22 protein-coding genes are annotated in these 19,897 nt (G+C 69.0%); 10 read left to right on the top strand and 12 right to left on the bottom strand.

Annotated elements, in window-relative coordinates:
* Positions 1-2: 2 nt before the first annotated feature.
* Entirely contained in the window at positions 3-1,334 is a 1,332-nt protein-coding gene (locus tag BLW81_RS23895) for an MATE family efflux transporter (protein ID WP_157897819.1), read from the top strand.
* Between the two features lie 6 nt (positions 1,335-1,340).
* On the opposite strand, the gene BLW81_RS23890 is transcribed toward BLW81_RS23895, so the two are convergent.
* From BLW81_RS23890 to BLW81_RS23870, 5 genes are all read right to left on the bottom strand, one after another.
* Positions 1,341-2,021 carry an LpqN/LpqT family lipoprotein gene (locus BLW81_RS23890; protein WP_083409333.1) on the bottom strand — a complete coding sequence of 227 codons (681 nt, stop codon included), beginning with the start codon at positions 2,019-2,021 and terminating at the stop codon, positions 1,341-1,343.
* A 93-nt stretch (positions 2,022-2,114) separates the two neighbouring features.
* Positions 2,115-3,416: an RNA polymerase sigma factor gene (locus BLW81_RS30180; protein WP_197680338.1), complete on the bottom strand. Its 1,302-nt coding sequence runs from the start codon at positions 3,414-3,416 to the stop codon at positions 2,115-2,117.
* Positions 3,417-3,509: 93 nt separating this feature from the next.
* Complete coding sequence (locus tag BLW81_RS23880) at positions 3,510-3,734, bottom strand: hypothetical protein (RefSeq protein WP_083409332.1); 225 nt, start codon at positions 3,732-3,734, stop codon at positions 3,510-3,512.
* A gap of 30 nt (positions 3,735-3,764) precedes the next feature.
* Positions 3,765-5,099: an RNA polymerase sigma factor gene (locus BLW81_RS30060; RefSeq protein ID WP_235632077.1), complete on the bottom strand. Its 1,335-nt coding sequence runs from the start codon at positions 5,097-5,099 to the stop codon at positions 3,765-3,767.
* A gap of 21 nt (positions 5,100-5,120) precedes the next feature.
* Positions 5,121-5,627, bottom strand: coding sequence for a hypothetical protein (locus tag BLW81_RS23870; RefSeq protein WP_083409331.1), 507 nt, complete (start codon positions 5,625-5,627; stop codon positions 5,121-5,123).
* A gap of 831 nt (positions 5,628-6,458) precedes the next feature.
* On the opposite strand from BLW81_RS23870, the gene BLW81_RS23865 reads away from it, so the two are divergent.
* Positions 6,459-7,778 (top strand): hypothetical protein, encoded by a 1,320-nt coding sequence (locus BLW81_RS23865; RefSeq protein ID WP_157897818.1) that lies wholly within the window; start codon positions 6,459-6,461, stop codon positions 7,776-7,778.
* A gap of 222 nt (positions 7,779-8,000) precedes the next feature.
* Here the strand turns inward: BLW81_RS23865 and BLW81_RS23860 are convergent, their stop codons facing one another.
* Positions 8,001-8,393, bottom strand: coding sequence for a class I SAM-dependent methyltransferase (locus BLW81_RS23860; RefSeq protein ID WP_322788773.1), 393 nt, complete (start codon positions 8,391-8,393; stop codon positions 8,001-8,003).
* A 32-nt stretch (positions 8,394-8,425) separates the two neighbouring features.
* Complete coding sequence (locus BLW81_RS23855; RefSeq protein ID WP_083409329.1) at positions 8,426-9,181, bottom strand: enoyl-CoA hydratase; 756 nt, start codon at positions 9,179-9,181, stop codon at positions 8,426-8,428.
* 23 nt (positions 9,182-9,204) lie between these two features.
* On the opposite strand from BLW81_RS23855, the gene BLW81_RS23850 reads away from it, so the two are divergent.
* Both BLW81_RS23850 and BLW81_RS23845 read left to right on the top strand, forming a co-directional pair.
* The gene (locus tag BLW81_RS23850; RefSeq protein WP_083409328.1) at positions 9,205-9,480 is read left to right on the top strand and encodes a DUF2277 domain-containing protein; all 276 of its coding nucleotides are present in this window, start codon (positions 9,205-9,207) and stop codon (positions 9,478-9,480) included.
* On the top strand, positions 9,477-10,037 hold the full coding sequence (locus BLW81_RS23845; RefSeq protein WP_083409327.1) for a DUF1802 family protein: 561 nt from the start codon (positions 9,477-9,479) through the stop codon (positions 10,035-10,037). The genes BLW81_RS23850 and BLW81_RS23845 overlap by 4 nt, the downstream gene beginning before the upstream one ends.
* 7 nt (positions 10,038-10,044) lie before the next feature.
* Here BLW81_RS23845 and BLW81_RS23840 read toward each other — a convergent pair whose 3' ends face one another.
* Positions 10,045-11,043: a zinc-binding alcohol dehydrogenase family protein gene (locus BLW81_RS23840; protein WP_083409326.1), complete on the bottom strand. Its 999-nt coding sequence runs from the start codon at positions 11,041-11,043 to the stop codon at positions 10,045-10,047.
* 211 nt (positions 11,044-11,254) lie between these two features.
* Between BLW81_RS23840 and BLW81_RS23835 the strand changes: the two genes are divergently transcribed.
* Complete coding sequence (locus tag BLW81_RS23835; RefSeq protein WP_083409325.1) at positions 11,255-11,488, top strand: hypothetical protein; 234 nt, start codon at positions 11,255-11,257, stop codon at positions 11,486-11,488.
* Positions 11,489-11,599: 111 nt separating this feature from the next.
* On the opposite strand, the gene BLW81_RS23830 is transcribed toward BLW81_RS23835, so the two are convergent.
* Positions 11,600-13,273, bottom strand: coding sequence for a CocE/NonD family hydrolase (locus BLW81_RS23830; protein WP_083409324.1), 1,674 nt, complete (start codon positions 13,271-13,273; stop codon positions 11,600-11,602).
* 33 nt (positions 13,274-13,306) lie between these two features.
* The gene (locus BLW81_RS23825) at positions 13,307-13,876 is read right to left on the bottom strand and encodes a DUF3558 domain-containing protein (protein WP_083409323.1); all 570 of its coding nucleotides are present in this window, start codon (positions 13,874-13,876) and stop codon (positions 13,307-13,309) included.
* A gap of 131 nt (positions 13,877-14,007) precedes the next feature.
* On the opposite strand from BLW81_RS23825, the gene BLW81_RS23820 reads away from it, so the two are divergent.
* Genes BLW81_RS23820 through truB form a run of 3 tightly spaced genes read left to right on the top strand, consistent with a single transcriptional unit; the run spans position 14,008 to position 16,513 of the window.
* Positions 14,008-14,958: an ACP phosphodiesterase PptH gene (locus tag BLW81_RS23820; RefSeq protein ID WP_083409322.1), complete on the top strand. Its 951-nt coding sequence runs from the start codon at positions 14,008-14,010 to the stop codon at positions 14,956-14,958.
* On the top strand, positions 14,955-15,635 hold the full coding sequence (gene pptT, locus BLW81_RS23815; RefSeq protein WP_083409321.1) for a 4'-phosphopantetheinyl transferase PptT: 681 nt from the start codon (positions 14,955-14,957) through the stop codon (positions 15,633-15,635). Before BLW81_RS23820 ends, pptT begins: the two co-directional genes overlap by 4 nt.
* Entirely contained in the window at positions 15,632-16,513 is an 882-nt protein-coding gene (truB, locus tag BLW81_RS23810; protein ID WP_083409320.1) for a tRNA pseudouridine(55) synthase TruB, read from the top strand. The genes pptT and truB overlap by 4 nt, the downstream gene beginning before the upstream one ends.
* Before the next feature lie 22 nt (positions 16,514-16,535).
* Here truB and BLW81_RS23805 read toward each other — a convergent pair whose 3' ends face one another.
* Positions 16,536-17,456: an aldo/keto reductase gene (locus BLW81_RS23805; RefSeq protein WP_083409319.1), complete on the bottom strand. Its 921-nt coding sequence runs from the start codon at positions 17,454-17,456 to the stop codon at positions 16,536-16,538.
* A 79-nt stretch (positions 17,457-17,535) separates the two neighbouring features.
* Here BLW81_RS23805 and BLW81_RS23800 point away from each other — a divergent pair, with 79 nt between their 5' ends.
* Positions 17,536-18,081, top strand: coding sequence for a TetR/AcrR family transcriptional regulator (locus BLW81_RS23800; protein WP_083409318.1), 546 nt, complete (start codon positions 17,536-17,538; stop codon positions 18,079-18,081).
* Here the strand turns inward: BLW81_RS23800 and mntR are convergent.
* Positions 18,078-18,773 carry a manganese-binding transcriptional regulator MntR gene (gene mntR, locus BLW81_RS23795; RefSeq protein ID WP_083409317.1) on the bottom strand — a complete coding sequence of 232 codons (696 nt, stop codon included), beginning with the start codon at positions 18,771-18,773 and terminating at the stop codon, positions 18,078-18,080. The two genes, BLW81_RS23800 and mntR, sit on opposite strands and share 4 nt — an antisense overlap.
* 81 nt (positions 18,774-18,854) lie before the next feature.
* Here mntR and BLW81_RS23790 point away from each other — a divergent pair, with 81 nt between their 5' ends.
* Entirely contained in the window at positions 18,855-19,838 is a 984-nt protein-coding gene (locus BLW81_RS23790) for a bifunctional riboflavin kinase/FAD synthetase (RefSeq protein WP_083409316.1), read from the top strand.
* The last annotated feature ends 59 nt before the right edge of the window (positions 19,839-19,897 follow it).

Here is a 19,897-nt window from a genome sequence, read left to right as displayed (position 1 = left end):
CCTTGGCTGAACCGCACGACAGCGCCGCACCGCCCGTCACCGGCCGCCGGATCGCCGGGCTCGCGCTGCCCGCCCTCGGCGTGCTGGCCGCCGAACCGATCTATCTGCTGTTCGACCTCGCCGTGGTCGGGCGCCTCGGCGCGCTCGCGCTGGCCGGCCTGGCGATCGGCGGGCTGGTGCTCAGCACCGTCAGCTCGCAGATGACCTTTCTGTCCTACGGCACGACGGCGCGCTCGGCGCGGTTCTACGGCGCCGGGGACCGCACCTCCGCGGTCGGCGAAGGAGTGCAGGCCACCTGGCTGGCGCTCGGGCTGGGGGTCTTGATCGTGGCCGCGGTGCAGGCAGCGGCGGTGCCGTTGGTGTCGGCGCTGGCGGCCGGCGGAGACATCGCCGACGAGGCACTGCCGTGGGTGCGGGTCGCGGTCCTGGGCGTGCCGGCGATTCTGGTCTCGGCGGCGGGCAACGGGTGGATGCGCGGGGTGCAAGACACCGTGCGTCCGCTGCGCTACGTGGTGTTCGGGTTCGCGGTGTCGGCGGTGCTGTGCCCGCTGTTGGTGTACGGATGGCTGGGGATGCCGCGGCTCGAGCTGGTCGGCTCGGCGGTCGCGAACCTGGTGGGGCAGTGGCTGGCCGCGGTGTTGTTCGTGCGCGCGCTGGTGATCGAGCGGGCGCCGTTGCGGATTCAGCCCGAGGTGCTGCGTGCGCAGATCGTGATGGGCCGCGATCTGGTGGTGCGCACGCTGGCGTTCCAGGCCTGCTTTGTCTCCGCCGGAGCGGTCGCCGCCCGCTTCGGCGCCGCTGCCGTCGCCGCCCACCAGGTGGTGCTGCAGCTGTGGAATTTCCTTGCGCTGGTGCTGGATTCGTTGGCGATCGCCGCGCAGTCGCTGGTGGGCGCGGCGTTGGGCGCCGGCCAGTTGACCCACGCCAAGTCGGTCGCGTGGCGGGTGACGATCTTCTCGACGCTGGCGTCGATGGTGCTGGCGACGGTGTTCGCGGTCGGTGCGTCGGTGTTCCCCAGCGTGTTCACCGACGACCGGTCTGTGCTCGACGCGATCGGCGTGCCGTGGTGGTTCCTGGTGGCCCAATTGCCGGTCGCCGGAATCGTTTTCGCGCTCGACGGGGTGCTGCTCGGCGCCGGCGACGCGAAGTTCATGCGCAACGCGACGCTGGCGAGCGCCCTGCTGGGCTTCCTGCCGCTGATCTGGCTGTCGCTGGTGTTCGGCTGGGGGCTCCTCGGCATCTGGTCGGGGCTGTCGACGTTCATGGTGCTGCGCCTGGTGTTCGTCGGGTGGCGCGCCTTCTCGGGCCGCTGGCTGATCCCAGGCACCCACTGATCGCGGTCAGATCCTGGAGTTGGCCGGCAGCACCTCGAACCCGGCCAGGATCGCCTCGGCGTCGCGCTGATAGGTCGGGTTGTCGTACTCGCCGCCGATCATGAGCAGGACGTGATAGGTCCGGCCGCCGCCCTTCGCCACCACCTGGAGGGCGGCGGCGGGAGCGGGCTCGTCGCCGGCCGGGGCGTCCTCGCTGATTCGGGTGTCTTCCCAGGAGAGCGTCCGGGCGGGTAGGCCACAGACGGTGTGGTCCTCCACCGCCCCGTCCAGGGACAGCCCGTCCTCCTCGAGCAGCGCCACGATGTCGGCGCTGCCCTTGTCCAGCAACGCCTCGGCGCTGATGTTCGCCACCTCCGACACGGCGACCACAACGACGTGCGGCGACTCGTCCTCGGAGAGTTCGAACGTCTGGGTGAAGCGGATGTCCGGCGCCGCTTCGGGATCGGTGGTTGTCGTCCACCCCTCGGGCTGCGGGATGCGCAGTTGCGGTTCGGCGGTATTCGCGGCCGCGATCTCCACCTTGGGGGCGTCGACGTCACGGCACGCGGTGTCCGACACCGCGGCGACGTCCCGGTCCGGCATGGCGGTCCCGGCAGTGACGGCCGTGCAGCCGACTCCGGCCAACGCGACCGTGGCGGCGACGGCCGTCACGGTGATCAGCTTCTTGACGGTGGGGGCGGTGTTCATGGTGCTCCTGTCGATTACCTGCGGCCGCGTTGGTCGCTGTCACAGGTAAGAGCCGACAACCCGCCCTACGCTGACACTTTTTCGCGAATCGATTTACGGAGCGCCGGCCCGGCTCGAGCGCCGGTTGCCGCCGCCGTCGGAATCCGGTGGCGGCGCCGGGGTCACCACCGCCGTCGGGCTGAACGACATCGGCGGCTTGGTGGAGGGAGCCGCCGGCGTGGCGGGCGGCTCTTCGGCCGGCGGCACATCCGCCTCGGGGACCGGCGGCGGAACGACGACGATCGACGGAGGCGGCTGCGGTGGCGGGGCTGACCGCGGGGTCGGCTCATCGCGTGGCGGCGGTGCCGGCGGAGGCGGCGGTAGCGGGGGCGGCGCGCTCGGCGGGTCGGGCGTCGCGGTTTGACTCACCTCAGCGGGGGAGACGGGGGTCGCCGACGAGTTGATGTAGGCGATCAGCAGCGCGGTCGCCGCCGCCAATTCGGCGATCAGCAACGCCGCCACCATCATTCGCCTGCGGTCCGCGCGGGCCCCGCGCACGTCGGTGGAACGGTCGGCGCCGTTGGCCATCGCGGTGTCGTGGCTGACGAGGTCGATGTCGTGCATTGTCTTGTCGCGCAACCACTTGGGTGCCGGGATCATCACCGGCGCCGCCGCCAGCAGGGCGGTCGGACTGACGAGCCGGCGTCGTTCCTCGTCGCACACGGCGCAGGACTCGATGTGTCGGGAGATCCGTTTGCGCATGAGCACGGTGAACTGGCCGTCCCACGACGCCAGGATTCCACGCAGCTCTGCACACCCCTGGTTGTTCTTCTGCGCGCGGCGTGAGACCAGGAGCGCGCCGAGGGAACGCTCGACTGTCTGACGCAACCGCGAAACCATCGTGTTGGCGCTGGCGCGGCTGACTCCCAGTGCCTCGGCGAGTTCGGGGCCGTCGAGACCGTGCCGGAAGGTGAGGTCCAGCACCGCCCGGTCGCGATCCGACAGCCCGCCGGCGGCCTCTGCGATCAGGTTGGCGAGTTCGGTTCGGGCTGAGAGGGTCTCGGCATCGGCGTCGTCGGATTCATGGTCGGGTAGTTCGTCGGACGGTGTTTCGCGGCGCAGCTCTCGCAGCCGACGCAACGCTTCGTTGCGGGCGATCGAATACAGCCAGGGCCGCAGCCTGTCCGGGTCCCTCAGCTGCGGCAGCCGGGTCGCGGCGATGCAGAACGTCTCCTGCACGCAGTCGGCTGCGCCGTCGAGGTCACGCAACATCCCGACGCAGAAGTCGTGGAGGCGGTCGGCGTAGCGGTCGTAGATGGCGGCGAAGGCCGCCCGATCGCCGGACATACTGCCGCGCACGAGTTCGGCATCGGTTGTGCGCATATCCTCGACGTGCCACTGCGGTACTGCGGTCATTGCGATCCCCATCGCCGTACCACAGAGTACGCAGTAGGCGCCGGGTGTGCGCGTATTCGGCACGTTTGCTGTTCTGACATCGCCCGACCGCCGTCAGTCCGGCGCGACGCGATTGTCGGTGAGGAAGTAGGTGTCGCCATGCGCGGAGCCGGTGCCCGGGTCGTGCCACACCGAAGTGTATTTCTCCTCCGAGGGCGCCGCCTCCTCCATGATCGAAGCGATTTCCTGTGCATCCCGCCCGATGTGCATCGCGATCCTCACGGCGAACAGGCACAGGGCGGGCAGCAGCAGAAGCAGTTCCAAGATGAATTCGTTCATCACACAGGTCCTTTCGGTTGTTGGTTGATGTCAGCCGACGGGCGGCGGGTCCGCGGGAGGGAGGCTGCCGAGGTCCGACGGGCCGGTGAACGTACCGCGGGGATCGCTTGGATCGCCGGGATCAGGGCCGGACCCATCCGGCCACTGCGGAAACTGCGGCCACCGCGGCGGGTCCGGCAGCGGGAGCCAGGACGGTGGCGGCGCCGGCGAGGTGACCGGAGGCGGCGCGGTCACCGACGGCGACGACGGCGCGACGGGTGCCGTGGTCAGCTCCGTGACCGCAGGCGGCGCAACCGTTGCCCCCTGCCCGGGTGTCACCGGGGCAGCGGTGACACCCGGCGTTACCGGCGCCGGAACCACGTGCACCGGGGCGGGCGGGGCCATCGTCTGGCCCGCCTCGATCGGTGCCGGCACGGTCGTCGTCGGCGAGGTCGCCCAGAGCGCGACGGTGCCGAGCGCGGCGATCAGCGCGATGACGAACACCGCGACCGGCAGCACCGAGCTTCGGCCCTCGTCGGCGCGGGCAGTTATCGGGTGAACCGTCGCAGTCGACGAGGTCAGTTGGACCTCGCGCAGGGTCTGGTCACGCAGCCACGCCGGCGCCGGGATGAACACCGGGGCGGCGCCCAGCAACGCAGCGGGGCTGGCGAGGCGCCGCCGCTGCTCATCACACGTCGCGCAGGATTCGATGTGCCGCGAGATCCGTTTGCGCATCAGCACATTGAAAGTTCCGTCCCAGCCGTCGAGGATCGCGCGGAGCTCGGCGCAGCCGCCGTCGGCCCGGACCCGCCGCGACACCAGCAGCGCGCCGAGGGAGCGCTCGATGTTCTGGCGCAGCCGGTGCACGATCGTGTTGGCGGTCGCCGGCGTGACCCCGAGGACGGCGGCCAGGTCCGGGCCGCTCAGGCCGTGCCGGAAAGCCAGTTCGAGAACGGACCGGTCGCGGTCGGACAGCCCCCCGGCCGCGTCGGCGATCAGGTCGGCCAACTCCAGCCGCGCGGCCAACGCCTCGGGTCCCGCATCGCCCGACGCCGTATCGGGCAGATCATCGGTGGGCGTCTCGCGGCGCTGGTCGCGGATCCGCCGCAACGCCTCGTTGCGGGCGATGGAATACAGCCACGGCCGCAACTTGTCGGGATCGCGCAACCGCGGCAATTGCGTTGCCGCGGTGCAGAACACATCCTGCACACAGTCGGCCGCGCCGTCGCGGTCGCCGAGCATGCCGACGCAGAAGTCGTAGAGCCGGTTCGAGTAACGGTCATAGATCATGGCGAACGCTCGCTTGTCGCCGGAGACGGCCGCTCGGGTCAGCTCCGCATCGCTGTCGGCCGGGCCGAGGATGTCCGGGTCGAATATTGCGGTCATGACGTCTTTCCACGCGTCGTGTTATGGCTTGGCGGTGAGGTCGAGATCCGGCAGCGGGAACGGATCAGGGTTCGGCACCGGAGCCGGTGCCAGCGGCAGATCCGGATCGAACACCGGCGGTTCGGGAATCGGCGGCGTGGGCAGTTCGAAGGGCAGATCATCGAACACCGGCGGCTGCGGGGCCGGGTCTTCCGGTTGGGGTGCCGGCGCGTCGTCCGCCGGGGGCGGCGCGACGTCATCGGCGGGCGCCTGAGGAGCCGGTGCCTGCGGCGTCGGCACCGCGACGACGGTGCTCCGCGCCGGTGCGGACGGCAGGACCGACGGTGCCGCGACGTCAACCGGAGGAACCGTCGGAGCAGGCGCGAGCGTCATCGCGGGAACCTCGGGAGTGATCAGCACCGCCGGCCGCGGCGACTCGGTGACCGGGGTCGGGTCACCCGGGCCGAAGTCGGTGACCATCAGGCCCAATGCGGCGCCGCCGCCGATGCCGAACGCCAGGGCAGCGGCGATGAGCGCGTGCCGGGACACCGACCGGGTGGAGTCGGTGTCCGCGACCGGTGTCAGCTCAGCGGGATCGTCGAGGAGGAAATCGTGGTCGGGGCCGCCCAGCGGGCTGGACGACCAACCTGCGGCGACGGTCTGGGTGTCGGATCGGTCTGGAAGGTGGTCATGGCTGTCTCTGTCTGTGCGGCCACCCCGGTTGGGTGGCGGTCACAGGTAAGAGCGGCATGCACCCGTCGCGCTGACACTTTTCTCCAGAAAAGTTTTCGAGGGCTACGGATTCCGTCGACTTTACAAATTGACCAGCTCTGTCAAGTATTTGCTAGAGGCCGCGTTGCGGTAGCTACGGGCACGGGCTGCGGCGGATCCGTCGGCGGGGCGCAACCCCACCGCCGCGGCGGAGCCAGGAAAGTCGCTCGCTAACGCCAACCGTCGAAAAGCGCGACCCTACGGTTCGGTAACCTAAGCCAACTTACAGTTTCAGCAAATTGCCAGGAAGCGCGGTCGAGATATCTCGGGCGGACGGCGGTGGTCGCGCGTAGGCAGAAATTCGGAGCCTCATTGCCGCTGAAGCTGCTGGTCAACCGGACTTTGCCGGACGCGGATAGCCGGTCAGCCGTGGTTTGCCAAGCTTTCGAAAACGGCTGACAGGCGAACCTACTTGTCAGTAAGTTTCGGCGGCCCGAGTTCACCGACACTGGAGGAGAAACCATGCACGTTGCTTCGCGGTCCTATTTGACTGCGGGTGTGGCGCTGGTGAGTGCTAGCGCCATCGCGGTCAGTCCGATCGCCCCGTCCGCACCGGAGATACCGCTTCCCGCGGTCCATGCGTCATCGCCGGCGTTTGCACTGTCGGCGATGACGAACCCTGTCGAGGAATGGGCCCGCGTCATCGAGACGTCGCTGTCGAACGTCAACACGGTGGGGCAGCGGTGGCTGGCCGACCCTGCACCGCTGCTCCGGCAGGTCCTGGCCAATCAGCTCGGCATGGCGACGAACCTCCCGGCCGTCGCGCAGGCGCTCGTCGCGCGACTCGGCCAGATGAACCCCGCGGATCCGAACAGCGTCCCGGCGATGTTCGAACAGTTCATCGTCAACCAGCTCGAGTCGGTCGGGATCCTCGCCGACGCCCTCCAATCGGTTGTCGACCAGCTGGGCGCGGTGATGGATCCCGCCGACCCGTTCGGTGTGCCCGCGACGGTTCGTCAGATGATCGACCAGTTCGCCAGCGGCGAGTTCGCGCAGGGCGTGACGACATTCGCGAGTCTCGGCGTGCTGATCGGTCTTCCGGTGATCATGGCCGGGTTCCCGATCGCCGGGGTGCTCTCTCAGCCGTTCAAGGACCTCGCCAACATCATCGACCCGACGGGCGTCGCGTCCCAGCCGCTGCGGAACATCGCGAACTTCATCGACCGCGTTCCGTCTGTCCTGCCGAGCGTGCTGCTGAACGGGATTCTCGGCCCGCTGAACTCGGCCGGGGTCGCGACGGCGGCCTCGCTCGAAGACATCGTGGACGCCGTGATGGGTGCCGATCCCATCTCGCTGGTCAGCGCTCTACTCAACGCTCCGGCCAAGATCACCGACGCGTTCCTCAACGGCATCATGGCCCCCGGTGACTTCCCGATGGCCGGCTTGATCGGCGGCCCGTTCGGCATCTCCGCGGTCGGCGCCGTGATGGACGCGATCAAGAGCCTGGCCCAGGCGATCGCGTCGCCCACGACCAGTGCACGTCAGAGCACGTCGGCTCCCGATACGGCGCTCGTGAGCGACTCACCGCTGAAGTCGGAGCCTGACCTGACCGTGACCGTGGACGTCGTGGCAGAAGCCGAGGAGGAACCCACGGCAGACGCTGCGCCTGCCCCGGTTGCCCAGGAACCGGCGGCCGAACCCGTGGTCGCGGAGGTTTCGACACCCGAGGTTGACGAAGGAGACGCCGAACCCAATCTCGTGCGGGTCAGCTTGAAGGCCGAACCCGGTGAGACCGGAATGGGCACAACGCAACCCGGCGATGAGGATCCGGTCGATGACGAGACCGCCGGAGATTTCGCAACGACCCCGGGTGCGGTGATCACGCCGGCCGACGGCAGCGACGCGCCCGCGGGTCAGGCCGGCGAAAGCGACTCGCAGACGTCCACTTCCGACGGGCCGGCGGGCGGCGCAGGCGACGGCGAGGCCTGACGCGATTGATCGCGACCCGGATCGGGTCCCGTCACAGCGGGGTCCGATCCGGGGTCCGGGCGCGAGCCACTGCCGCCCAGCCGTATTCGGTTGTCTTCACCGCGATGTCGGTGAAGCCGGCGGCGGTCAACCGGGCGGGCAGCGTGGCCGGATCGATCGGGTTGTAGGTGTCGCCCTCGTGCGCGACGGCGAGTTCGTCGCTGCCGAGGCTGTCGCTGGCGATCAGCGCGGCCCCGGCCGCAGCACACGGGCGACCTCGGTGAAGAGCCGGTCTTGCAGCTCGACGGTCGGGACGTGGTGCAGCATCGTGAAACATGCTGCGCCGGTGAACCTTCCGTCGGGGAAGCTGAGCCGGGTCGCATCCCCGTGCACGATCTGCACCGACGGCGTGGCCGCGAACCGCTCGCGCAGCATGGCCGCCAGCTCGTCGTCGATCTCCACCGACGTCAGCTGTGCGGCCGTGGTGCTGAGCACGTCGGTGGTGGCGCCGTAACCCGGCCCCACCTCGAGCACGTCGTCGCCGAGGGTCGCTTCGCCCATCGCCCACGGCAGGATCACCTCGCGGATCAGCTGCCGCCACTCGTCGCTGCCGCAGTACTCATGCGCCTCGTTCACGCTCGTCAGCGTACGAGCGTGCGCACCCAGTGTCAGCGGACCTGCGAACGGCCCCGCTGCAGCATGGCTTCGCGGCTGGCCGCGATGTCGTCACCGCTGGTGCTGCGCATCCACTCGCGCGCCGACGCCGCCTCGATCCACAGCCCCTCGTTGGTCTGCGCCTCGTCGATGCGGTGATACGACGCCAACAGTGCCTGCACGGCGGCCTGGTTGTTACCCACGATCGACGCCGCGACCTGGCGGGCCGCGGGCAACAGCTGCTCGTGGGCGACGACCTCGGTGACCAGCCCGGCCCGCAGCGCGTCCTCGGCCGACAGGTAGTCGCCGGTCAGGCTCATCCGGCGGGCCATGCCGATCCCGACCTTCTGCGGCAACCGCACCGACAGCCCCCAGGTCGGCAGGAGCCCGACGCGGGCGTGCGTATCGGCGAACCGGGCGTGCTCGGAGGCGATCAGAATGTCGCAGTACAGCGCGATCTCGAGCCCACCGGTGACCGCTGCGCCGTTGATCGCCCCGATCACCGGCTTGGTCATCGGCGGCCATTTGGGCGAGATGTCCGGCAGCTCCGTGGTGTCGCCGAGTTCCTTGAGGTCGAGTCCCGCGCAGAACACCGGGTCGGCGCCGGTCACGATCACCACGTCGACGGCATCGTCGTTCTGCGCCTGGCCGAGCGCACCGTAGAACCGCTTCCGCAGCTCGGCCGACAAGGCGTTGCGTGCCTGCGGCCGGTTCAGGGTCAGCGTGCGTACCCGGTCCTGGGTGTCGATGAGCAGGATGTCGTCAGTCACCCGATCAACCTATCGTGGGCAATATGTGCCGAAACATCACGGAGCTGCGCGGCCTCGAGCCCGCGGCCACCGACGAGGAGATCGAGGCGGCCGCGCGGCAGTACATCCGCAAGGTCAGCGGTATCACCCGCCCGACGGCCGCCAACGCCGATGCCTTCGAAGCCGCGGTCGCCGAGGTCACCGCGAGCACGCAACGGCTGCTGGCAACGCTGCCGCCGCGCCGCCAACCCCCCAAGACGGTGCCGCCGCTGCGCAGGGCCGAGGTTCGGGCCCGTATCGAGGCGGCCAAGGTGAGATGACCGCGACGCTGACCTCACCGGCGCTCAAGGAGTGGAGCGCCGCGATCCACGCGCTGCTCGACGGGCGGCAGACCGTGCTGTTGCGCAAGGGCGGTATCCACGAGAAGCGGTTCTCGGTGACGGCGTCGCGATTCCTGTTGTTCCCCACGGTCGCTCACAGCCACGCCGAACGTGTCCGCGCCGAGCACCGCGACCTGCTCGACGAGGCCGCCCGCGACAGCACCGAGGAGGCGGTGGTGATCCGTGGCGGCGCCGCCGTCGTCGCCGCGATCGAAGTCAACCGGCCCGACAATCTGGAAGACATTGCGCCCCTCCATATCTGGACCGATCAGTCGATCCGCGCCGATCGGCTGGATTTTCGTCCCAAGCACCGGCTCACCGCACTGGTCGTGCAGGCCAGCCCCCTGCTCGCCCCGATGGAGTTGATCCGCACACCGGATTACGCCGGCTGCACCAGTTGGGTGCAGGTGCCCGTCGCGCCGCAGTGGGGGCCGCCGGTGCACGACGACGCTTCACTCGAGGAGGTCGCCGCGCGGGTGCGTCGCGCCGTCGGATGAGCCGCGATCACCGACAAATTACGACCTTGCCGATCATCCGGCCGGACTCGACCTGCCGGTGCGCCTCGCGTAGACCGGCCGCGGAGAAGTCGTCGATCGTCGTGGTCACCGTCGTCCGCAGAACCCCGTCGTCGACCATGGCCGCAGCATCGGCGAGCAGCCGCTGCTGTGCGGCCAGGTCGTAGCCGAACAGCGGCCGGGTGAACATCAGCTCCCAGTGCCACGCGATGCTCTTCTCCTTGAGCGGCAACAGGTCCAGGCCCGGCGGCTCGTCGATCGCGGTGATGTGCCCGAACGGGCGCATGATCGCGGCATAGGTCTCCACATTGCCCGCGGAGTGCGGCGAGAACACGTAGTCGATTCCGTCCGGCGCGACGTCGGCGGCGCCGGCACGCAGATCGTGATGGTCGATGACCGCGTCGGCGCCCATCTGCAGGGCCCACTGTCGGGAGTCGTCGCGGCTGGCGGTGGCGATCACCCGAACCTTCGTCCGCGCCTTGGCCAACTGGATCATCACCGAACCGACACCGCCCGCCGCGCCGAGCACCAGCAGGTCGCCGGTGGACTCCGCGGTCAGGCCGAACCGTTCGAACAACGCCTCCCACGCGGTGATCGTCGTCAAGGGCAGCGCCGCCGCCTCGGCGTAGGAAAGCGAGGCCGGCTTCCGCGCTGCGATCCGCTCGTCGACGGCGTGGAACTGCGCGTTGGTGCCCTGCCTGCTGATGTCGCCGGCGTACCAGACCTCGTCGCCGACCGCGAGCGTGCTGACCGCGTCGCCGACGGCTTCGACCACGCCCGCCGCATCGAAGCCGAGGATCACCGGAGTCTGCGAATCGGCCAGTGTGGACCGGCGTTTGACGTCGACAGGATTGACCGAAACCGCCTCGACGCGGACCAGCACGTCATGCGGTCCGAGGTCGGGGACCGGAACGGACACATCCTGCAGTGCCTCGGGGTCGTCGATCGGAAGCGCGCGGTACGTCGCGACAGCGGTCATGGTGGTCATCGAAAGCGCCTCTCTGTCGGGATCTGCGCGATGGTAATGGCCGAAACTTAGGGCCCTGCCAGGGCGACTCAGCGACATTTGCTGAACGGCGTCTTTGTGAATTCGATTTGAAGAACGCGACGACCCTGCAATTGCTCCCTAAATTGAATTCTGTACGACAAAGCATTCGGCAAAACCGCCGGTGTGAATCGGAAGAACAAGGGAGCACACCATGAAGGTCACACTGCGCACAGTCGCACTGCTGCTGGGGACGGGGGCTGCGGCGGCGACGATCGCCTCGGCCCCGGCCGCGCTGGCTGCAACGATTCCGAGCGGCAGCGACGCCGGTCAGAACAGCACCACGCAGCGCCCCGGCCACGTCTCGATCAAGGTCGTCCCGCCGGCGGTGTCCCCGCCGCGGATCTGGGGGCCGTCGTCGTCACCGCTGTTCCTGCTCGGCGACTGAGCCCGGGCGAACGGAACCGCGAACCATTTCCGGTTCGCGGTTTCGCCGCGTCTTCAACAATTAGTGCGCACAGTTTATGCATTTCCTATGAATGGCTTGCGCGCAGCCAAATTATTTGCTCGACGGCGGTTGTGGTCCAGCGGGCAGCACCACCCGCGACGCGCCGTCACCCAGGTGCACGCTGTGGGTGGCCGAGACCAGCCGACGGCCGGTGCCCAGCGGTTCGCCCGTCCCGAGATTGCGGGCGAAGCGCGGATGTGACCCTCCGGCCACCAGTACCCGGATGCGTGACCCGGCGCGGAACCGGTGTGCGACGGCGTCGAGTTCGATCCGCACGGTGCCGGAATCCGGTGCCGCGCCGATGTATCCGTCGCTGACGTTGCGGGAACGGCCCTTCGCGTCGACCTCGCTGATCCGAACGAACAGGTCGTTGTGCGGGTTGTCGCAGGAATGGGACAGCTCGACGACGGGGGAGCCGACCACGTACAGGTCGGTCGGCAGCCGGTCGCCGGTGAAGCTCAGCACATCCGGTCGCTGCGCCAGCTTGGTGTCCTTGCGGTACCCGGCCTCCGGGGACAGCAGGCGGCCGCCGATCGTCGGCGTCGGATGGGCCGGGTTGTAGGTGAAGGACGCCGGCGCCGCGGTCTCCGGCGGGACGGCATCGCCGAGCCGGCCGCCGGGCTGCAGATAACGCACCACCTCGGGCATCGCGGGCGGCCACTCCGGCAGCTCGGCCCAGCCGCGGCCGTTGACGAAGATCCGCACCGGTTGGCGTCGGCTGCTGCTTGCGCCGCCGAGGTGGGCGCCGAGCCAGTCCAGCGATTCGCGGATCGCGGTGGGTGCCGCCTTGGTCATCAGATGGGTGTGGGTCCACGGCCCGACGGTCAGCCCGACGTCGACACCGCGTTCGTGCAACCGCTGATACTGGTCGATCGTCTGCTCGAGGAACAGGTCCTGCCAGCCGCCGATGAGCAGCACCGGAATCTCGGTGGTGTCCAGGGCGCGGCGGTTGTTGAGCGAGGTCCAGAAGGGATCGTCGGCCTCCGGGTGCTCCAGCCAGGACTCCCACCACGGGGCGCCGTCGCCCAGCAAGGCGCGGCCCGCCTCCCCGGCCGGCAGCTTGTCCACGGCGCGGGCGAGGAGCCGTCGCGACCGCAGCTGGCGGAGCACGGCCCGCAGCCGGTTGGGGTCTTCCTGGTTCGCGACCAGGTGACTCCAGCCGAGGAAGTCGCCGAGCCCGAAAGTGCCGGTGCCCCAGCGGGGACCGCTCAGATCGTGCGGTCCGACGGTGATGACGGCGGCCTTCATCTCCGGCGGGGGGTCGGTGAGCAGCGTCCACTGGGTGAACCCGAGATAGGACAGCCCGATCGTGGCGAACGTGCCGGTGAACCAGTCCTGTTCGCGCAGCCACGCGACCGTGTCGGCACCGTCGGCGATCTCGTTGACCATCGGGTCGAACTCGCCGCCGGAGCCGAATGTCCCCCGCACGCTTTGGAATACGACGTGGTAGCCGCGGGCGGCGTAGATGCCGGCGTACAGCGCGGCGAACGGGAACTTGCGGCCGTACGGACAGCGGACCAGCAGCGTGCCTGCCGGTTCAGACGTCGCCGGCGCGTAGTGGTCGGCCCGCAACTCGATACCGTCGCGCATCGGGACCAGGACCCGGTTCACGGTGAATCCGCAGGTGTGCGGTGGCAGCCGCAGCAGGCGCGCCAGGGTGCGTCCGGCGAACTGCCCGGCCTTCGAGGGAACTGCCGCCGGAGCGGCCACGGAGGATGCTGTCACCACACAGAGGCTACGCAGAGGTTCTGAGAGGCATCAGAACACGTAGTGCGGGATCAGCTCGTGCGCGCGCTGCAGGTTGGTCTGCATGCAGTCCGGATCCGGCTCGGAGTAGATCGGCGAGTAGAACAGCGACTGCTGCAGCACCCCGTAACTGGTGTCGTACGCGATCATGCAGGTGATCCACCACCGGTTGTTCCAGTCGGTGGGCTTCATGATCCACCACTGCGCGGCGCGGTGGCCGTCGATGTCGAGTTGGACGGCATCGGCCGGCAGTGTCTGTTCGAACGTGCGCCACACGATCGCCTCGACGGCCATCTGATAGTTGCCCGCGTCGTACTTGCAGCGCAGCTGATCCTCGGGGATGGGCGGCGTGAAGGCCAGCCCGATCGCCTGCACCGCGTCCAGCGGGATCTGCTTGCACGGATTGAACGGCGACGGGTCGGTCGTCTCGATGACGGGCCATTTGATCGACGTGGTCACGTTCGTCATCGGAATGTCGTCCGAGTCGACGTGCGGCACGCCGGTTGGCGTCGTCTGCCACACCACGATCACCGCGGTGACCAGCGCGCACAGCACCGAGACCAAGCGCAGCTTGGCGACCATCACACCCCTTCTCAGTCGATCCGACCCTGCCGGGAGTGTAGCGGGCCGCCCGAAGCATCCGAAGAGGAAACGAGAACCTGTTCTAGTTGCCGGACGAGCCGGCGGTCGGCGCTTAAGTAGGCTGGTCGGCTGTGACACGCGACGGCCGACGACCCACCCTCTGGGCGATCAGCGACCTACACACGGGTCACACCGGTAACAAGCCGGTGACCGAATCGCTGTATCCGGCCTCACCCGACGACTGGCTGATCGTGGCCGGCGACGTCGCCGAACGCACCGACGAGATCCACTGGGCGCTGGATCTGCTGCGCAAGCGGTTCGCCAAGGTGATCTGGATCCCGGGCAACCACGAACTGTGGACCACCAACCGCGATCCCATGCAGATCTTCGGTAAGGCCCGCTACGACTACCTGGTCAACATGTGCGACGATATGGGCATCGTCACGCCCGAGCACCCGTTCCCAGTGTGGACCGAGGAGGGCGGCCCGGCGACCATCGTGCCGATGTTTCTGCTCTACGACTACTCGTTCCTGCCGGCCGGGGCGGCCACCAAGGCCGAGGGGCTCGCCATCGCGCGGGAGCGCAACGTCGTCGGCACCGACGAGTTCCTGCTGTCGGCGGAGCCGTACGCGACCCGCGACGCCTGGTGTCGCGAGCGCGTCGCGTACACGAAGAAACGTCTCGAAGAGTTGGACTGGATGACGCCGACCGTCCAGGTCAACCACTTCCCGATGGTGCGTGAACCGTGCGAGGCGATGTTCTATCCGGAGTTCTCGCTGTGGTGCGGCACCACCGCGACCGCCGACTGGCACACCCGCTACAACGCCGTCTGCTCGGTCTACGGGCATCTGCACATCCCGCGTACCACCTGGTACGACGGCGTGCGCTTCGAGGAGGTGTCGGTCGGCTATCCGCGAGAGTGGCGGCGCCGCAAGCCGTATCGGTGGATGCGCCAGATCCTGCCCGACCCGCAGTACCCGCCCGGCTACCTCAACGAGTTCGGCGGTCACTTCCAGATCACCCAGGAGATGCGGGAGAACGCCGAGAAGATGCAGCAGCGGATCCGGGAGAGGCGGGGATGACGATCGCCGCCTCGCTGCTGTCGGGCGTGCTGCCCGCGACCAATTCTGCACTCGCGGCCGCCGAGATCTACCGGGATCCGCCGGAGCTGATTCCGCTGCCGGAGGAGGAGCCGCTGATTGCGCGGTCGGTGGCCAAGCGGCGCAACGAGTTCATCACCGTTCGCTACTGTGCGCGGCAGGCGCTCGGGGAGCTCGGTCTGCCCCCGGTGCCGATCCTCAAGGGGGAGAAGGGCGAACCGTGCTGGCCCGACGGAATCGTCGGAAGCCTCACCCACTGTGAGGGGTACCGCGGCGCGGTGGTCGGCCGGACGGAGCAGGTGCGGTCGGTCGGCATCGACGCCGAACCGCACGGCGTGCTGCCCAACGGGGTGCTCGACGCGATCAGCCTGCCCGACGAGCGCACCGAACTGCGCCGGCTGCCCGATGGTCTGCATTGGGACCGGATCTTGTTCTGCGCCAAGGAGGCAACGTACAAGGCGTGGTTTCCGCTGACCCGGCGGTGGCTGGGCTTCGAGGACGCCCACATCGTCTTCAGTGTCGACGACAGCGGCACGTCGGGCGGTTTCGTGTCCCGAATCCTCATCGACCCGGCGGCGCTGCACGGTCCGCCGCTGCAGACGCTGGCCGGCCGGTGGTCGGTGCGCGACGGCATCGCGCTGACGGCGATCGTGCTGTGACCGAGCCCGGCCTCGTCGTCGTCGACAAGCCCGCGGGTATGACAAGTCACGATGTGGTGGGCCGCTGCCGGCGCATCTTCGGCACCCGCAAGGTCGGCCACGCCGGGACGCTGGACCCGATGGCGACCGGTGTGCTGGTCGTGGGGATCGAGCGGGCCACCAAGATCCTGGGACTGCTGACGGCGACCGACAAGACGTACACCGCCACCATGCGGCTGGGGCAGACGACATCCACCGACGACGCCGACGGCGAAGTGCTGCAAGCAGTTTCGGCGGACGAAGTCACCGACGCGCAGATCGAGAGCGCGGTCGGTGCGCTGCGCGGCGAGATCGAGCAGATCCCGTCGGCGGTCAGCGCGATCAAGGTCGGCGGGCAGCGCGCCTACAAGCTCGCCCGCGAAGGCCAAACCGTCGAACTGGCGGCGCGCCGTGTCCGCATCGACCGCTTCGACGTGCTCGCCATCCGCAGGCACGACGACCTCGTCGACGTGGACGTCGTGGTCGACTGCTCCAGCGGCACCTACATCCGGGCGCTGGCCCGCGACGTTGGCGCCGCCCTCGGCGTCGGCGGGCACCTGACCGCGTTGCGCCGCACCCGGGTTGGGCGCTTCGGGCTCGACGAGGCCCGGACGCTGGAGGGCCTCACCGACACGCCCGAGTTGAGTTACACCCTCGACGAGGCCTGCCTGATGTCGTTCCCGCGCCGCGACCTCACGCCCGCCGAGGCGGAGGACACCCGCCACGGGCGCCCGCTCGCCCCGGCGGGCATCGACGGCACCTACGCCGCGACGGCGTCGGGCGGACACGTCATCGCGCTGCTGACGGACGGTTCGTCGCGCACCAAGAACGTCGTCGTGCTGCGTCCGGCGACGCTGTGAGCCGCTGAAACCGCAGGAGCTGTCAGTCTTCTGCGTCCAGGAATGCCTCGACACCGGAGGGCAGCGGCACGGAGGGCACCGCGTCGAGACGCGCAATCGCCTCCGGTGGCAACGTCATCGCGCCGACCGCGATGTTCTCGTCCAGGTGTGCCGGCGATCGGGTCCCGGGAATCAGCAGGGTGTTGGGCGAATGCGCCAGTAACCAAGCCAGACCGACCTGTGCCGGCGTCGCGCCGATCTCGCCGGCGACGGACACCACCTCGGGATTGTCGGTGACGCTGGGGAGCAGCGGTAGGGCAGAGCCGAGCGGGAAGTACGGCACCCAGGCAACGCCTTCGGCCGCACAGAGCTCGAGCGTCGCCTCCTGCGAGCGATCAAGCAGACTGTAGGCGTTCTGCACGCAGACGATTCCGGCGGGAAGGGCGCGCCGGACGACCCCCTCGGGAACGGCGCTGACGCCGATTGCGCCGATCTTGCCCTCGTCACGCAGCGCGATCATCTCGGCGAGTTGGTCGTCGAGGTCGACGATCTGATCGCCGTGTGCGCTCAGTCCCGGTCCGAGGTCGAGGCGCCGCAGGTTAACCACCGGAATGCGTTCCAGCCCAAGCTGTTCGAGGTCTTCCTCGACGGCGGCCCGAAGTTCGGCGGGTCGTTGAGCCGGACGCAACGGGATCGGTCCGGTGTCGGTGGCGGCGCCGACCTTGCTGACGATGACCAGATCGTCGGGATAGGGCGCCAACGCCTTTCGTATCCGTCGGTTGACCTCGCCGTCGGCGTAGAACGACGCGGTGTCGATGTGGTTCACGCCGCGGTCGACGGCGCGGCGCAACACCGCGACGGCGTCGTCGAACGGCACGCGGTCCTCCAGTTGCATCGCCCCGTACCCGACACGGGCGACGGTGTGGTCGCCGATTCGGCCGGTCGTCGGCGCATGGTCGGTCATATCTGCTCCCTGTGAAATACTCGCTGATGCGGAGGAACCTCCGTTTACCGAACCTAACATAACCGGAGGGGCCTCCGCTATGGTCGAGCGGGCTGATGCCAGGCGTAACCGTGAACGTCTTCTGGCTGCCGCGACCGCCGCGTTCGCTGCGGGAAACGGCGCCGTTGCGCTGGAGGCGATCGCGCGAGACGCCGGAGTCGGCATCGGCACGCTGTATCGGCATTTCCCGACCCGCGAAGCCCTCGTCGAGGCGGTCTACCGCACGGAACTCGCCGAGGTGTCGGCGCTGGCGCCGGCGCTGCTGGAACGCCATCCGCCCGCCGTGGCGTTGCGGCGCTGGATGGACCGCTACGCCGAGTTCGTCGCCGCCAAGAAGGGGATGGAGGACTCGTTGCGCGCGATCGTCACCGCCGGCGCGGTCGAGCCGAACGAAACCCGCGAAAGCATTGTGGGAGCGGTGGGCACGCTGCTCGAGGCGGGAATCGCCGACGGCACTCTGCGCGACGACGTACTCGCCGACGACATCGTCATGAGCATGCTGGGGGTCCTGCTGACCAGTGGTTCCCGCGAGCAGTCGGGCCGCATGCTCGATCTACTGATGGACGGCCTGACAGTGCGCGGCTAACTGGCGACCACCCAGATCGCTTCTGCCGCAGGGCTTCCCAGGTCCACGGTGGTGTCGTCGCCTTCGGCGGACTCGATCGACACCGAGATCATGCCCGCGAAGTCGCGGCGGGCCAGCACCCGCAGTCGGGAGTCGAGGTTGATGCCCACGCTTTCGAAGTACCGCAGCATCTCGGGGTCGGCGTCGGAGATGCGCGCGATCGTTCCGGTGTCCCCGTCGCTGCACACCGACAGCTGGCGGGCGTCGGGGGTGGGCACCCGGCCGTCGGCGGCCGGGATCGGGTCACCGTGCGGGTCGCGGGTCGGATGACCGAGCTTGGCGTCGATGCGGTCGAGCATGGTGTCGGACACGGCGTGCTCGAGGACCTCGGCCTCGTCGTGCACCTCATCCCAGCTGTAACCGAGCTCGCGGACCAGGAACGTCTCCATCAGCCGGTGCCTGCGCACCATCGCCAGCGCCGCCGCCCGGCCGGCCTCGGTCAGCGTGACCGCACCGTACTTCTCGTGGTTGACCAGCCCCTGGTCGGCGAGCTTGCGGATCGACTCCGAGGCGGTGCTCGCCGACACGCCGAGCTTCTCGGCCAGCAGTTTGGTGCTGACTTTCTCCAGGGACCATTCCTGGACGGTCCAGATGACTTTCAGGTAGTCCTGGGCAACCGTCGTCAGGTCACGCGCATCGCCGGCAGGATTCACACATCAAAGTTTAGGCAATGGTCACCTCATCTGGGCATCCAGCAGCACGCGCGGTCCCCGGCGCGCCGTAGGCTTGCCCTCGTGCAGCGCTGGCGGGGACAGGACGAGATCCCGACCGACTGGGGGCGATGTGTCGTCACGATCGGGGTGTTCGACGGTGTGCACCGCGGACACCAGGAACTGATCAACCACGCGGTCAAGGCCGGTCGCTCCCGCGGTGTGCCGACCGTGCTGATGACCTTCGACCCGCATCCGATGGAGGTCGTGTTCCCCGGCAACCATCCGGCCCAGCTGACCACGCTCACCCGGCGCGCCGAACTGGTCGAGGAGATGGGCGTCGACGTCTTCCTCGTCATGCCGTTCACGTCGGACTTCATGAAGCTGACCCCCGAGCGCTACATCCACGAACTGCTCGTCGAGCGGCTGCACGTGGTCGAGGTCGTGGTGGGAGAGAACTTCACGTTCGGCAAGAAGGCGGCGGGCAACGTGTCGCTGCTGCGCAAGGCCGGTGAGCGGTTCGGCTTCTCCGTCGAGGGCATGACGCTGGTGTCGGAGGTCGCCGATCCCCGCGCCGACGACACCGTGACCTTCTCGTCGACCTACATCCGGTCCTGCGTCGACGCCGGCGACGTGGTCGCCGCCGCCGAGGCGCTCGGGCGTCCGCACCGCGTCGAAGGCGTCGTGGTCCGCGGCGACGGCCGCGGCCGGGTGCTGGGCTTCCCGACGGCCAACGTCGCGCCGCCGATGTACTCGGCGATCCCCGCCGACGGCGTGTACGCCGCGTGGTTCACCGTGCTCGGGCACGGACCCGTCACCGGCAGTGTGGTGCCCGGCGAGCGGTACCAGGCCGCGGTGTCGGTGGGCACCAATCCGACGTTCTCCGGACGCACCCGCACCGTCGAGGCGTTCGTCCTGGACACCGCCGCCGACCTGTACGGCCAGCACGTCGCCGTCGACTTCGTGGCCCGCCTGCGCGGCCAGGAGAAGTTCGACAACATCGAGGACCTGGTCGCCCAGATGGGCGTGGACACCGACAACGCCCGCACCATCCTGGCGTCGCCCTGACACCGCGCGATTTCGTGCTGCACGACGCCCGCTGTTAAACTTCGGGCCGACCTGGCGTG

The sequence above is a fragment of the Mycolicibacterium rutilum genome (assembly GCF_900108565.1).
GTDB classification, from domain to species: domain Bacteria; phylum Actinomycetota; class Actinomycetes; order Mycobacteriales; family Mycobacteriaceae; genus Mycobacterium; species Mycobacterium rutilum.
The sequence above is the reverse complement of the archived record's forward strand: the minus strand, read 5'-3'. Positions and strand labels throughout refer to the sequence as shown.

What these genes read in the sequence shown, in the direction of transcription:
- BLW81_RS23890 (WP_083409333.1), bottom strand. Translation starts at nt 2,021, where the DNA reads ATGAACACCGCCCCCACCGTCAAGAAGCTGATCACCGTGACGGCCGTC.
- BLW81_RS30180 (WP_197680338.1), bottom strand. Translation starts at nt 3,416, where the DNA reads ATGACCGCAGTACCGCAGTGGCACGTCGAGGATATGCGCACAACCGAT.
- BLW81_RS23880 (WP_083409332.1), bottom strand. Translation starts at nt 3,734, where the DNA reads ATGAACGAATTCATCTTGGAACTGCTTCTGCTGCTGCCCGCCCTGTGC.
- BLW81_RS30060 (WP_235632077.1), bottom strand. Translation starts at nt 5,099, where the DNA reads ATGACCGCAATATTCGACCCGGACATCCTCGGCCCGGCCGACAGCGAT.
- BLW81_RS23865 (WP_157897818.1), top strand. Translation starts at nt 6,459, where the DNA reads ATGACGAACCCTGTCGAGGAATGGGCCCGCGTCATCGAGACGTCGCTG.
- BLW81_RS23850 (WP_083409328.1), top strand. Translation starts at nt 9,205, where the DNA reads ATGTGCCGAAACATCACGGAGCTGCGCGGCCTCGAGCCCGCGGCCACC.
- BLW81_RS23845 (WP_083409327.1), top strand. Translation starts at nt 9,477, where the DNA reads ATGACCGCGACGCTGACCTCACCGGCGCTCAAGGAGTGGAGCGCCGCG.
- BLW81_RS23840 (WP_083409326.1), bottom strand. Translation starts at nt 11,043, where the DNA reads ATGACCACCATGACCGCTGTCGCGACGTACCGCGCGCTTCCGATCGAC.
- BLW81_RS23835 (WP_083409325.1), top strand. Translation starts at nt 11,255, where the DNA reads ATGAAGGTCACACTGCGCACAGTCGCACTGCTGCTGGGGACGGGGGCT.
- BLW81_RS23825 (WP_083409323.1), bottom strand. Translation starts at nt 13,876, where the DNA reads ATGGTCGCCAAGCTGCGCTTGGTCTCGGTGCTGTGCGCGCTGGTCACC.
- pptT (WP_083409321.1), top strand. Translation starts at nt 14,955, where the DNA reads ATGACGATCGCCGCCTCGCTGCTGTCGGGCGTGCTGCCCGCGACCAAT.
- BLW81_RS23805 (WP_083409319.1), bottom strand. Translation starts at nt 17,456, where the DNA reads ATGACCGACCATGCGCCGACGACCGGCCGAATCGGCGACCACACCGTC.
- BLW81_RS23800 (WP_083409318.1), top strand. Translation starts at nt 17,536, where the DNA reads ATGGTCGAGCGGGCTGATGCCAGGCGTAACCGTGAACGTCTTCTGGCT.